Origin of the sequence: Celeribacter sp. SCSIO 80788, from assembly GCF_051054295.1 — a bacterium.
Lineage (GTDB): Bacteria > Pseudomonadota > Alphaproteobacteria > Rhodobacterales > Rhodobacteraceae > Celeribacter.
This window is the reverse complement of record NZ_CP150482.1, coordinates 3,217,466-3,230,546: the sequence shown is the minus strand read 5'-3', so window position 1 is coordinate 3,230,546 and position 13,081 is coordinate 3,217,466. Positions and strand designations below refer to the sequence as shown.

Here is a 13,081-nt window from a genome sequence, read left to right as displayed (position 1 = left end):
CTAACCAAGCTCCAGCGTCGCCACCCCGAAGAGGGTTTCGGGATGCCCGGGCGCAGGCGGCTCGCCGCGATACATGCGGGCGGTTTCGAAGGTGATCTGCCAATCGCTCTCGACCAGCGCATTGCGGAAACCCGACTGCATCTCCGGCACGTCGAGGATGGCCCTGTCCTGACCGAGCGCGGCACAGGCGGCGGAGATCAGGCGCAGGGCGCTGTCCTTATCGGGGGCAACGAGCGGACCGATCTTGCACCCCTCGCGACAGAGCCGCGCGGTGGCAAAGCCCAGCGGGCCGTCGGGGCCATCGAGCACCATAGTGCGACGGGTTTCGGTATCGCCGAGCCAGCCGGAGAGGAACCGCGGGCGCAGAAACCCGTTGGCCAGGAGATCGAGCCCGCCGAGATCGGCAAGATCGCTATTGGAAACGGGCCGGATGTCGGCAGGAGACTGCGTCCTCACAGCGCCTTCGAACCGCGCCGTGGAGCCGGTTTTGACAAAGCCCGAACGCGCGTAATTGTCTTGCTGGGCCGCGACGCCATCGAGGCCGACGGTGCGGTCCCCGGCATGGTCGAGCGCGTGCTGCCAGAGTTTCAGACCGATGCCCCGCCCACGATATTTCGGGCGACAGATATAGAGGCCGAGAAAGGCGAAGCCCGGACAGTGATTGACCACGGAGATCGCGGCGGCGAGGCCGCTTTTCTTTTCGGCGACGAAAAACCCGTTCCGGTCGGCCCCGGCAAAGGGGGCGGCATCGTCGAGGCCTGGGTTCCATCCTTCTTCCGCCGCCCAGTCGAGCACAGTGACCACTTCGGCGGCGCTGGCGGGGCGGAGGATCAATTCAACGCCTCCTTGAGGGATTTCGGCACCGAGGGCTGATCGCGCAGATCGAGCGAGGTCAAAAGGTCGAGCAGATGGTGTTTCATCATTTCCTCGGCGGCCGCGCCGTCATGACGGGCGAGCGCCTTGATCAGTGCGTCATGGGCATGGCTTTCGCAAAGCGCCGTGCGTCTTTGCCAATAGAGCGCGATGATCAGCGAGGAGCGGGAGACGAGCTGGGCGATGAAATCGGCGACCGTGGTCTGATCGGCGATGCGGGCGATCTCGACATGGAACATGCCCGACAGATGCAGGGCGCGCCCGGTGTCACCGGCATGAGTCGCGGCGTGTTCCTCGTCGATATGCCGTTGCAGGATCTCGATGTCTTCGGGCGTCGCGCGCTCGGCGGCGGAGCGGGCGGTGCGCGGCTCCAGCAAAGCGCGGGCCTCGAACACCTCGCGCGCCTCCTTGACGGAGGGCTGGGCGACGAACGCGCCGCGGTTGCGTTTCAATTCGACGAGATGGTCATGGGCGAGCTGTTGCAGGGCGGCGCGCACCACGGTGCGGCTGACACCGTAGATCTCGCCCACCTCGTCCTCGCTGAGCTTCATGCCGGGGGAGAGCCGGTGTTCGTGGATCGCCATGGCGAGACTTTCCGCAACCCGTGCGCTTCCGCTTTCTTTCTGCTCAACCGGCTCCGCCATTTGATCGTCCTTCGTCTTCTGATCGGTCTACTTTCCGCCCCGGGCGCTGATTCTCAAGTGCGGTGACAGAAAATTTTCGTCCACAAGATTGTATACAATTATAGCGCATAATTAATGCACTCTTATGTACGACGCGCCCAAACAGCAGGCATTTCGTGTTCCGCAGGGCCAGGAGGACGGAAAAATCTTCGCCCATGCCGGAAACCGGCTCAGCGTCAGAGCAGTGAAACGCAGACAAGGCGGACGGACATGCGCTCTGGAAAAGATTTGGAACTCGTACATCTGACCAAACGCTATGGCGACACGGTCGCCGTGAGGGATGTGAATTACGTGTTTCACAATGGCACCTATGTGTGCCTGCTGGGGCCGTCCGGCTGTGGCAAATCGACGACTTTGCGAATGATCGCCGGACATGAAAGCGTCTCCGATGGCTCGATCGTGCTCGACGGGCTGGACATTGCCCATCTGCCTCCCGCGAAACGCGGTACGGCGATGATGTTCCAGTCTTATGCGCTGTTCCCGCATCTCTCGGTGCGCGACAACGTGGCGTTTTCGCTTCGGATGAAGGGCGTCGACAAGGCGAGCCGCCATAAGGCCGCCGACGAAATGTTGGAGCTTGTGCATATGACGAGCTTTGCCCAGCGCCTGCCCGCGCAACTCTCCGGCGGCCAGCAACAGCGCGTCGCTTTGGCCCGCGCCTTGGTGACGAAACCGCGGGTGTTGTTGCTCGACGAGCCTCTGTCGGCGCTCGATCCGTTTCTGCGGATCAAGGTGCGGGCCGAGTTGAAACGCCTGCAACGCGAGCTGGGCATCACCTTTATCCACGTCACCCACGGGCAGGACGAAGCGCTGGCGCTCGCCGACGAGATCGTGGTGATGAACAACGCGGTGATCGAACAGGCAGGCGCCGCGCGCGACGTGTGGAACGCGCCGAAGACCGAATTCGTGGCGCGGTTCATGGGCGGGCATAATGTCATTTCGCTCGACGGGGCCAAGGTGGCGCTTCGGGCCGATGAGGTGGTTCTGGGCGATCACGGCCTGTCGGCCACGGTGACCTCCGTCGAATATCAGGGCGCGCATGTGGCGATGACCTCGATGACCGAAGCGGGCGAAGAGGTTTTGGCGCTCGTGCCCGAGGGCACCTTCTATGCGAATCCGAAAAATCCGGGCGATGCGGTCAGCCTCGCCTGGGACGAGGGGCGGGCCCACCGCCTCCAGGCTTAACTCTACGATCCATCCAACAAGGGAAGAATCACATGTCTAAAATGCGTTACTCGCGCCGTGCGGTGCTCAAGGGCGGTGCGGCCGCCGTCGCGGCCTCGGCCCTTCCGGCGCCCATGGTCTGGGCTCAGGAGATCAAGGACATCACGCTGCGCCAGTTCGGCACCGGCGTGTCGAACCTCAACGATGTGGCCAATAAGGTGAAGGAAGACCTTGGCTTTACGCTCGAGATGACCGCGCTCGATTCCGATTCTGTGACCCAGCGCGCCGCGACCCAGCCGGACAGCTTCGACATCGCCGACATCGAATACTGGATCTGTAAAAAGGTTTGGCCGACCGGCAACCTTCAGGCGATGGATGTGTCCAAGATCGCGAATTACGACAAGATCGTCGGCATTTTTAAAGACGGCAAACTGACCCCCGAAAGCGTGATCGCACAGGGCACTGCGCCGCATACCGTGGGCTTTGTCGAGGGCGAAGGGTCGAAGACCTTTGCGACCGAGCAGACCAACTGGATGACGCTGATCCCGACCATTTACAATGCCGACACGCTGGGCATCCGCCCGGACCTGATCGGCCGTCCGATCGAGAGCTGGACCGAGCTTCTGAACCCGGAGTTCAAGGGCAAGGCCTCCATCCTCGACATTTCCTCGATCGGCATCATGGATATGGCGATGGTCTGCGAAGCCATGGGCGAGATCCAATATGGCGACAAGGGCAACATGACCCGCGAAGAGATCGACAAGACCATGGCGATCTTTACCGAGGCGAAAAAGAACGGCCAGTTCCGCGCCTTCTGGAAGACCTTTGATGAGAGCGTCAACCTGATGGCCTCGGGCGAAGTCGTGATCCAGTCGATGTGGTCGCCGGCGATCACCGCGGTGAAATCGCGCGGCATCGAATGCGTCTACCAGCCGCTGAAAGAGGGCTATCGGAGCTGGGGCGGCGGGATCGGCCTGTCGGCGAATCTGTCCGGCATGGCGCTGGATGCGGCCTATGAATACATCAACTGGTATCTCTCCGGTTGGGTCGGCGGTTACCTGATGCGTCAGGGTTACTATTCCGCCGTGCCGGAAACCTCGAAAGAGTTCATGACCGAGAACGAGTGGGGTTACTGGTTCGAAGGCAAACCCGCGACCGACGTCATCACCTCGCCCACTGGCGACGTTCTGGCGCAGGCGGGCGAGACGCGCGATGGCGGGGCCTTCTATGATCGCATGGGGCATGTGGCCTGCTGGAACTCCGTCATGGACGAGAACCAGTATATGGTTCGCAAATGGAACGAGTTCATCGCGTCCTAAGCCAAAGAGGGGGCGCTGCCCCCTCCACCGTGCAGGCGTTGCGCCTGCACGTCTCCTCCCCCGGGATATTTTGAGACGAAAGAAACCAAGCGATGCTCAAAAACCGTCATATCCAGGGCTGGCTACAGGCCTCGCCCCTGACCCTGATCCTGATCGGATTTCTGATCCTGCCGATCATCACCATCGTCGTGGTGAGCTTCTGGCAGGCCACCGAGTTTTCGATCATCCCGGGGTTTTCCTTTGAGAATTACGAATTTCTGTTCGGCTCTCCGGTGACCTACAAAGTCTTCTTCGCGACGTTCAAATACGCCGCGATCACATGGGCGATGACGCTCGCGATCGGGTTTACGGTCGCCTATTATCTCGCCTTTCACATCCAGAACCAGACGACACAGATCGCGCTTTTCCTTCTGTGTACCATTCCGTTCTGGACCTCGAACATCATTCGGATGATTTCGTGGATTCCGTTCCTCGGGCGCAACGGCATCGCCAACTCGATGCTGCAAAGCTGGGGCATCACGGATCAGCCATTGGAGTGGCTCTTGTATTCCGATTTCTCGGTGATCCTGGCCTTTGTGCATCTTTACACGCTGTTCATGGTGGTGCCGATTTTCAACACGATGACGCGGATTGATCATTCCCTGATCGAAGCGGCGCGCGACAATGGCGCGAGCGGGTTTCAGACCCTGACCCATGTGATTTTGCCGCTCACGAAGCCGGGGATCATGATCGGGACCATTTTTGTGCTGACGCTTGTGATGGGCGATTTCATCACCGTGCGGTTCATGTCCGGGTCGCAAAAGGCCAATGTCGGACGGCTGATTTCGAACGACATCGCGCTGTTGCAATACCCGTCTGCCGCCGCGACCGCCGTAATCCTTTTGATCACCGTCCTGATCGTGATCGGCATCCTGTTGCGCTTCGTCGACATCCGGAAGGAGCTTTGAGCCATGGAAAAGAAATCCAAGTCCTTCTACGTGCTCACAGCCTTCTTCGCGCTGTTCATCCTGTTCCTGTACGGCCCCACCCTGACCATCGGCATCCTGTCGTTCCAAGGCCCCGGCGGAGGTCTGACATTCCCGATGCAGGGCACCTCGCTCAACTGGTTCCGCGAGTTGTTTCAGGAACAGGCCGTGGGCGACATCTGGGGCAGTTTCCGCCGCTCCTTCGCGCTCGGCCTGATGGTCATGGTGACGACCGTCGTGGTCTCCGTCATGGGCGGCTTTGCCTTCCGCAAACGCTTCTACGGTTCCGGCATATTGTTCTATCTGATCATCGCCTCGCTGGTGATCCCCTCGATCCTGATCTCTTTGGGTGTGGGCCTGATCTTCAACCAGTTCGGGTTGAAAATTCACTGGGCGACCTCGGGGTTCGGCTCGCAGCTCACATGGACCCTGCCCTTTGGCCTGTTGATCATGTTCGCCGTCTTCAACCGGTTTGACAAATCCTTCGAGGAAGCCGCGCGCGACCAGGGCGCCTCCCCTTGGCAAACCGTGCGCTATGTGGTTCTACCGATCATCGCGCCGTCGCTCATCGGGGTGGGTCTCTTTGGCTTTACGCTCTCTTACGATGAGTTCGCGCGCACGCTTTTGACCGCAGGCTCCTACAATACCCTGCCCTTGGAGATTTTCGGGATGACCACCAATGTGACCACGCCGGTGATCTATGCGCTCGGCACGCTCACGACGCTGTTTTCCCTGCTGATCATCGGGGCGTTTCTCTTGACCGTCTGGGTCCTTGGCAAACGCCGGGCACGGTTCGGGTCGGACGCGGGACAAGGGGTCTGAGGTGAAGCTCCTCTTTCTCAATCCGAATTCGACCGTGGCAATGACCGAGAGCGTCGTGACAACCGCACGGGCGGTGCTGCCGGAGGCGGAGATCCTCGGCTGGACCAATAGTGACGGCCCGCCCGCCATTCAGGGGCCAGAGGACGGCGACGCCGCCCTGCCAGGGCTTCTGGCGCTTTTGCCAAAGGCGCGGGAGGCAGGTGTCGAGGTCATCGTGATCGCCTGTTTCGACGATACCGGACTTGAGGAGCTGCGCGCCAAGGCACATTGCCCGGTGATCGGCATCGGACAGGCGGCGTATCACATGGCGCTCCTGATGGGGCAGAGTTACGGCGTGGTCACGACGATGGCCGGGTCGGTGCCGGTGATCGAAGACAATATCGAGCGGCTTGGGTTCGAAGGTGCCTGTCTCGGCGTTGTGCCGTCGAACATTCCGGTACTTGACGTCGAGGAAGGGCGGCCCGAGGTGCTGGACAGGCTCTCAACGGAGATCAGCGCCATGGGTGCGCGCGGCGCAGGCAGCGTCATTCTCGGCTGTGCTGGAATGACGGCGCATCACGCGGCGCTGAGTGCGGCCACGGGGGTCAGGCTGATCGACGGGGTGCGCGCCGCGACCGTTCTGGCCGAAGCGATGGCGCGTCTGAACACCCCCTCAGTGTGACGCGCTCCAGGTCGCGTTCGCGCGCAGCAGAAGACTGTCCTCGGCGGGTTGCGGCACCTCGACCGGCAGCGCGGCAATCGCCACGGAGGCCTCATAACTCAGCCCCAACACCCGCAGCATCGCCGCCACGAAGGCCGCGACATCGACCGCTTCGCCGTCCATCAGACGCCGCAGCACGGAAATCGCGCCGCTTTCCATCAGATCGAAGATCAACCCCTCCGGGATCGGCCTGAATTCCCCGGCCTCGATGGCGCTCGACACGAAACCCGGCGCGGTTTCCTTCAACAGGTTCGAGAAACTGTAGCTCTGATGCCCGAGGCGGGCGGAGAATTCGAGGAAGAGCTTGTTCTGGCGCGCCACTTCGATGAAGGCGCGCAGGCCAAAGGCGACACGTTCGGCGGGCGGGCGGTCGAAATCGACCGAATCCTTGACCAGCAACACCAGCTCGCGTTTGAGCATCACCCGCGCGGCATCGAGCACATCCTCGATGGTGTCGAAATAATTGTAGAACGTGCCGCGCGACACCCCGGCCTGACGCACCACATGGTCGATCACCGTGCCGTTCAGCCCGCGTTCGGCAAAGACCATGATCGCCGCTTCGCACAGCCGCTCGCGGGTCTTTTCGCGGCGCGCCTGACCGATGCGGGTGCGGTGATCGAGAGGGGCGGAGCAGCCCTTGGTCATGCTCAGGCCTCCTTTTCGGGCTTCACGCCGAAGACGAGGCAATAGAGCGCGGGGGCAAACAGCAGGGTGATCAATGTCCCCGCGATGATGCCGCCCATCATGGCATAGGCCATCGGGCCCCAGAACACCTGACGCGAGATCGGGATGAGCGCCAGCGACGCCGCAGCGGCGGTCAAAAGGATTGGGCGCGCACGGCTGTCCGAGGCCTCGAACACCGCCTGCCAGCGCGATTTGCCCTCGGCGCGCAGGTCTTCGATGGCCTGCACGAGGATGATCGAGTTGCGCATCAGGATGCCGATCAGGGCGAGAACGCCCAGAAGCGCAACAAAGCCCATCGGCGCATGGGCCGACAGGAGCGAGGCGACCACACCGATCAGGCCCAGAGGCGCGACGGCGAGCACAACGAACATCAGTCGGAAGCTCTGCACCTGCATCATTGTCAGCGTCAGCATGATCAGGATCATGATCGGCATCACCGCCATGATCGGCGCCTGACTTTCCGAACTGCTCTCGACCGTGCCGCCGACCTCGACCGAATAGCCCCGCGGCAGGGTCTCGGCAAAGGCCGCCACAGTGGGGGTAAGATCGGTGACGATGGTCGCCGGAAGATCGTCGGTGGCAATCGCCGCCTTGACGGTGATCACCGGTTCGCGGTCTTCCTGACGGATCATCGGCTGTTCGGTGACCCAATCCAGCGTCGCGATGGACGACAGCGGGATGGACACCCCGTCGGCATTGGCGAATTGCAGGCTTTCGAGGGCGGAAAGCGTCTGGCGGTCCTCATCGGCACCACGGATTTCCACATTGATCAGATCGCGGCCCTGACGGATCTGGGTCACGGTCGTGCCCTCGAACAGCGAGGCCAGAACCCCCGCCACATCGGATTGCGTCAGCCCGAGTTGGCGCATCCGGGCCTGATCGAGATCGACCCGCACGACGCGGCTCGGCTCGTTCCAGTCGGGTGCGATGGAGATCAGCCGGTCATCGCTGGCCATCACGGCGGCGAAATCGCGGGCGTGATCGCGCAGCTCGGCATAATCCGGCCCGGAAATCCGGTATTGCACCGGCTTGCCCACGGGCGGCCCCAGTTCGAAAGTCTTGGGATAGAATTCCGTGCCGGGCTGAGCGTCGGAATAGGCGCGGACCTTGGCGATCAGACGGTCGCGGGCCTCCAGATCGGTCGTCACGATCAGAAGCTGACCGATATTGGGTCCGGGCGTCAGCGCCTCAAGCGTCAGGATCACACGCGGCGCGCCGGTGCCGATGTAGGTGGTCCAGAATGTGGCCTCTTCCTGCTCCCCCAGCCAAGTCTCAAAGTCCGCGATAGAGCTGTCGGTGGCGTAGATGCTGGCATTCTGGCGCAGGGTCACATCGACCAGAACCTCGGGGCGATCCGAGCTTGGGAAAAACTGTTGTTCGACCTTGCTCATGCCGACGACGGAGACCGCGAAGGTGAGGAAGGTGATCAAAACGGTGAGAAGTTTGAACCGCATCGACAGGCGCAGCAGGTGATGGAAACGACGGCGCAGCCAACCCGCTTCGCCATGTTCGTGTTTCCATTTCTTCGGCAGGAAGGTCGCGCCCAGCACCGGGGCGAAGAGCACCGCGACGATCCAGCTCAGCACCAGCGAGATCGCGATCACATAGAACAGCGTGCGGGTGTATTCCCCGGCGTTCGAGCTGTTGAGCCCGATCGGGATGAAACCCGCCGTGGTGATCAGCGTGCCCGTCAGCATCGGCCAGGCGATGGTGGTCCAGGCGTAGGACGCCGCCTTGTGACGGCTTTCGCCGCGTTCCAGCCGGGAGATCATCGTCTCGATGGCAATCATCGCATCGTCGACCAGAAGGCCCAGCGCGATGATCAGCGCGCCAAGGGAAATCCGTTGCAACGTGATGCCCATGATCTCCATGAAAACGAAGGTGAGCGCCAGCACCAGCGGGATCGTCAGGCTGACGACAAAGCCCGCGCGCACGCCGAGCGACACGAAGCTCACGGCCAGAACGATCACCACCGCTTCGATCAGAGCCTGCACGAAATGGCCGACCGACTCCTCGACCACTTTCGGCTGATCGGCGACGTGATGCACGTCGATGCCAATCGGCAGGGCGGCGGTCAGCTCGGTCATGAGCGCGTCCACGGCCGAGCCGAAATCGAGGATATTGCCGCCGTCGCGCATACCGATCTTGAGCCCGATGGCGGGCTGGCCGTTGTAGCGGAACAGTTCGGAGGGCGGGTCCTCGTAGCCTTCGGTCACCTCGCCCACATCGGCGAGGGTAAAGAAGATATCGCCCGAGCGCAGCGGGGCCTGCGCCAGCGCCTCGGCACTGTCGAACTGGCCGGACACGCGCAGAAGGATGTTTTCCCCCTCTGTCGAAATCATGCCCGAGGACACGATCTCGTTCTGGGCCGAAAGCGACGAGAGCACGCTTTGCACCTCGAGCCCGAAGGCGGCGAGACGGCGGGAGGAGAATTCGATGCGGATCACCTGATCGCGGGTGCCGAAGAGCTCGACCTTGCCCGCGTTGTCGACTTTCTCGATCTCGTCGCGGATGTCCTCGACATAGTCCTTCAACTCCTCGGGCGCAAAGCCGTCGGCTGTGAAGGCATAGACCGTGCCGTAAACGTCACCGAAATCGTCGTTGAAGGCAAAGCCTTGAAATTCCTGCGGGAACTCGCTTTGAATATCCGACATCATCTGTCGGACCCGGATCCAGGACGGGGTGATCTGATCGGAGGGGATGTCGTCGCGCAGGTCGACATAGACCATGGCGATGCCGGGATAGGTGACCGAGCGCGTGCCGTCGAGCGCGGGCAGTTCCTGCAACTTGCGCTCGATGCGGTCTGTCACCTGGGTGACGGTTTCCTCGGCGGTGGCGCCCGGCAGGCTGGCGGTCACAACCATGGTACGGATGGTGAAGGCCGGATCTTCTTCGCGGCCGAGTTTCATGTAACTGAGCGCGCCCGCGACCACCGCCACGATCATCATGAACCAGATGAAGGAGCGATGCCCCAGCGCCCAATCGGACAGGTTGAACCCTTTCATTGCCGCCGCTCCCCGACCTTTTGGCCTTCTGCGAGCGCATGCGCGCCCCGCACCACAATCTCATCTCCCTCGGTCAGACCCGAGGCAATCACCACACGCGTCCCGATGCTCCGCCCGAGCGTCACCGGCATGAAATGGACAGTCCGTCCGGTCTCGCCCTTCCCGGCCTCGACCCGCCAGACGCCCGGAGCCTCATCCGTCCCCGCAATCGCGGTTTGCGGCAGGGTCATCACCGGGGCTGCGTCGCTGTCATAGGTCGCGGTGATCAGCGTGCCGATGCGGTAATCTTCCGGCGGATCGTCGAGGGTAAGCCGGAGACGGCGGGTCTCAAGGCTGGTCTCGGCCACCGGTTCGATCACGCTCAGGGTCGCCGCGACCGGGGCGACGCCGTCGGAGCGGTGCCGCACGATGAAACCGGCGTGATCCGGGATCACCATGGCGAAACTTTCCGGCACGTCGATGATCGCCTCGCGGCCCAGCGGGTCGGCCATTTCGACCACGCTCACGCCGGAACTCACCAAGGTGCCGGGTTCGACATCCGTGCTCAGGATGATGCCGTCGCGCGGCGCGCTCAGGTGGCCGTAGCGCGCCGCCTCTTCGGCCTGCGCCAGATCGGCGCGGGCGCTGTCGGCGTTGGCGGTCGCGGCATCGCGGGCGGCGCGAGCCGCTTCGATCTGGGCCCTGGTGGCGACATTGCGGGCGACGAGGGCCTCGACGCGATCATATTGCGAGAGGGCGAACTCCGCCTGCGCCTCGGCGGCGGAGAGCGCAGCCTGAGCCACGGCGACATCCTGGGCCAGCGTGATCTGGTCGAGCGTGGCGATCACCTGCCCCTCGGTCACCCGGTCCCCGGCATCGACGTCGAGCGTCGCCAGACGCCCGCTGGTCTGAAACGCCAGCGCAGTGACGTCCTGTCCGCGGATCACACCGGAGAACTGGCGTTCCGCCGCCGGGTCGGAGGACAGGAATTCGGTGATGACCGGGCGAGGCGCCTCCGGCACGGTTGTCTCTTCGGCGACGCTTGCGTTGGCCGACAGGCAAAACGCGGTCGTCAGCATGATTCTCTGCAAAAGGCTCATCATTCCCCGCCCTCCAGTGCTTCGACCTGTCGCCCGTCATACAAGAGATGCGAGCCCGCCCCGACCACGACATCGCCCTCGCCCAGCCCCTCGGCGATGGAAATCATGTCATCCTCGTAGCGGTCGATGCGCACTTGTTTCAGCGCCACCGCGCCGGTCGCCGGGTCGCGCACCCAGACGGCGGGGCCGTCGACACTGCCGCTCAGGGCGGTCCAGGGCAACAGGATGCGCGGCGTCATGCGCAGGGCCACGCGCCCGGTGATCGAGGTGCCGATGGGAATCTCCGCGACCTTGTCCGCCGGGATGTCGGCGTGGATTTCCACGGTGCCGGTGTCGTTCAGAACCGGCAGAACCTCCGTCACCGTGGCCTCGAAGGCCGCAACCGGTCCCGCCGGGTCAAGTTCGAGCACATGGCCGCGCAGGGACGACAGCCCCGCCATATCGGGAGCAAGGAACACCGCCTGACGCTGGTCTTCGGGAGCAAGCTGAACGACGGCGGTCCCGGCGGAGACAACCTCCCCCAGATCGGCATAGCGTTCGATCACCGTCACGGCGCGGTCGGCTTTCAACTCGGTGTCCTCGAAGGCCTGTTCAGCGGTTTCGAGGAGGGCGCTGGCCTGATCGCGTTGCGCCTTGGCTTCGAGGTAATCCTGCTGCGCCTCATCATATTGGGCCTGCGTGCCGACGCCGCGATCCAGCATGGATTGCGTCCGGTCGCGGGCCTGAGCCGCCTGCACGAGCGCGGCCTCGGCAGCGTCGAGATTGGCTTGCGCAGCATCGAGCTGGGCGACGATATTGGTCGGGTCGATGCGCGCGATCACCTCCCCTGCGGAAAAACGCTGTCCAACCTCGGCCGCAAGCATGTCGATCTGTCCGCCGCGCCGGAAGGAGGCGGGGAAACTGTCGGTGGCCTCGACCGAACCGATGACCCGCAATTCCTGCACCACGGGTTCGCTTTCTGCGGCGATCAGTTCGACCTTCAGAGGCGGCTCAGCCCCTCCGGCCTGCGGCAAGACCGCAAGCAAAAGCGCCACAAACATGTTCCGGTCCGCCATCATCGCGTTGCTCCGACTGTCACGAGGTTGTCTCGTGACATATGAGAATTGACACATTTGTCAACTTTGATCTGCTCTCACACGCGCTGGGACACGGGTTTCCGTGTGAGTAGATGTCGAGCTTCGCCGTCTTGCGGCAAAATTCGCACAGTGTCGCAGATTTCAAGTTCGCGGCAAAAATATCCCCACGAAAAAGTTGACAGAAAAACTCAGGCTTAATATCCAGAGCAAAGAGAACGGGAATGACCCGTGAGTCGCGCAGTCGGCGCGGCCCCATGGCAAGCAGAGGCGGGAAACGCCCAGCCAGTCTTGGTGATCCTCAACCACGTGAAGCAATTCACCGCCAACCGAAAGGCAGGCGGATTGAGATGACTGATAAAGACACAAGCCCAAAGGCACCTGAAATGAACGCATATGTAACCTCGATGACCGCAGAGACCACGCAACTCCCGCCGCTCGACGCGCGCAGCCTGATTGCCGAAGGCAGCACCCGTCAGATCAATCTGGACGGTCAGATCTACACTCTGCGCATCACCCGCGCGGGCAAACTGATTTTGACGAAATGACCGGTCGGCGCGTCCAACGTCCTGTTTCGGCAGGTTTCCGTGAGCTCCGGGCCGCCCTGCGGTTCATCGCAACGATTCACCATCGCGGCTGAAACCACCCGGAAGTATCACCCGAGACCGGCAAGGTAATGGACCGATCCGTCGCGCTGCTTCATGCTGGTGACAC

At 62.5% G+C, this 13,081-nt stretch carries 12 protein-coding genes; 6 read left to right on the top strand and 6 right to left on the bottom strand.

The features are described 5' to 3' along the window. Together V1471_RS16265 and V1471_RS16260 are read right to left on the bottom strand one after the other, a co-directional pair. Positions 1–834 carry a GNAT family N-acetyltransferase gene (locus V1471_RS16265; protein WP_434290083.1) on the bottom strand — a complete coding sequence of 278 codons (834 nt, stop codon included), beginning with the start codon at positions 832–834 and terminating at the stop codon, positions 1–3. After that, positions 831–1,517: a GntR family transcriptional regulator gene (locus tag V1471_RS16260; protein WP_434290081.1), complete on the bottom strand. Its 687-nt coding sequence runs from the start codon at positions 1,515–1,517 to the stop codon at positions 831–833. The genes V1471_RS16265 and V1471_RS16260 overlap by 4 nt, the downstream gene beginning before the upstream one ends. Before the next feature lie 249 nt (positions 1,518–1,766). Here V1471_RS16260 and V1471_RS16255 point away from each other — a divergent pair, with 249 nt between their 5' ends. The 5 genes from V1471_RS16255 (at position 1,767) to V1471_RS16235 (ending at position 6,487) form a co-directional block, all read left to right on the top strand. Continuing rightward, positions 1,767–2,741, top strand: a complete 975-nt coding sequence (locus V1471_RS16255) for an ABC transporter ATP-binding protein (protein ID WP_434290079.1) — start codon at positions 1,767–1,769, stop codon at positions 2,739–2,741. A 32-nt stretch (positions 2,742–2,773) separates the two neighbouring features. Continuing rightward, on the top strand, positions 2,774–4,039 hold the full coding sequence (locus tag V1471_RS16250; protein WP_434290077.1) for an ABC transporter substrate-binding protein: 1,266 nt from the start codon (positions 2,774–2,776) through the stop codon (positions 4,037–4,039). A 92-nt stretch (positions 4,040–4,131) separates the two neighbouring features. Continuing rightward, a complete protein-coding gene (locus V1471_RS16245) occupies positions 4,132–4,986 on the top strand; it encodes an ABC transporter permease (protein ID WP_066702386.1) in 855 nt (284 codons plus the stop codon). A gap of 3 nt (positions 4,987–4,989) precedes the next feature. Continuing rightward, a complete protein-coding gene (locus V1471_RS16240; RefSeq protein ID WP_434290074.1) occupies positions 4,990–5,826 on the top strand; it encodes an ABC transporter permease in 837 nt (278 codons plus the stop codon). Between the two features lies 1 nt (position 5,827). Next, positions 5,828–6,487 (top strand): aspartate/glutamate racemase family protein, encoded by a 660-nt coding sequence (locus V1471_RS16235; protein ID WP_434290073.1) that lies wholly within the window; start codon positions 5,828–5,830, stop codon positions 6,485–6,487. Here V1471_RS16235 and V1471_RS16230 read toward each other — a convergent pair. From V1471_RS16230 to V1471_RS16215, 4 genes are read right to left on the bottom strand one after another with little or no spacing between them, the layout of a single operon-like run. Further along, complete coding sequence (locus V1471_RS16230; RefSeq protein ID WP_434290072.1) at positions 6,479–7,171, bottom strand: TetR/AcrR family transcriptional regulator; 693 nt, start codon at positions 7,169–7,171, stop codon at positions 6,479–6,481. The two genes, V1471_RS16235 and V1471_RS16230, sit on opposite strands and share 9 nt — an antisense overlap. Positions 7,172–7,173: 2 nt before the next feature. After that, complete coding sequence (locus V1471_RS16225) at positions 7,174–10,215, bottom strand: efflux RND transporter permease subunit (RefSeq protein ID WP_434290070.1); 3,042 nt, start codon at positions 10,213–10,215, stop codon at positions 7,174–7,176. Next, positions 10,212–11,297, bottom strand: coding sequence for an efflux RND transporter periplasmic adaptor subunit (locus V1471_RS16220; RefSeq protein WP_434290068.1), 1,086 nt, complete (start codon positions 11,295–11,297; stop codon positions 10,212–10,214). The genes V1471_RS16225 and V1471_RS16220 overlap by 4 nt, the downstream gene beginning before the upstream one ends. Next, positions 11,294–12,349 carry an efflux RND transporter periplasmic adaptor subunit gene (locus V1471_RS16215; RefSeq protein ID WP_434290066.1) on the bottom strand — a complete coding sequence of 352 codons (1,056 nt, stop codon included), beginning with the start codon at positions 12,347–12,349 and terminating at the stop codon, positions 11,294–11,296. Before V1471_RS16215 ends, V1471_RS16220 begins: the two co-directional genes overlap by 4 nt. Positions 12,350–12,753: 404 nt before the next feature. Here V1471_RS16215 and hemP point away from each other — a divergent pair, with 404 nt between their 5' ends. After that, entirely contained in the window at positions 12,754–12,915 is a 162-nt protein-coding gene (gene hemP, locus V1471_RS16210; RefSeq protein WP_434290065.1) for a hemin uptake protein HemP, read from the top strand. Positions 12,916–13,081 lie beyond the last annotated feature (166 nt).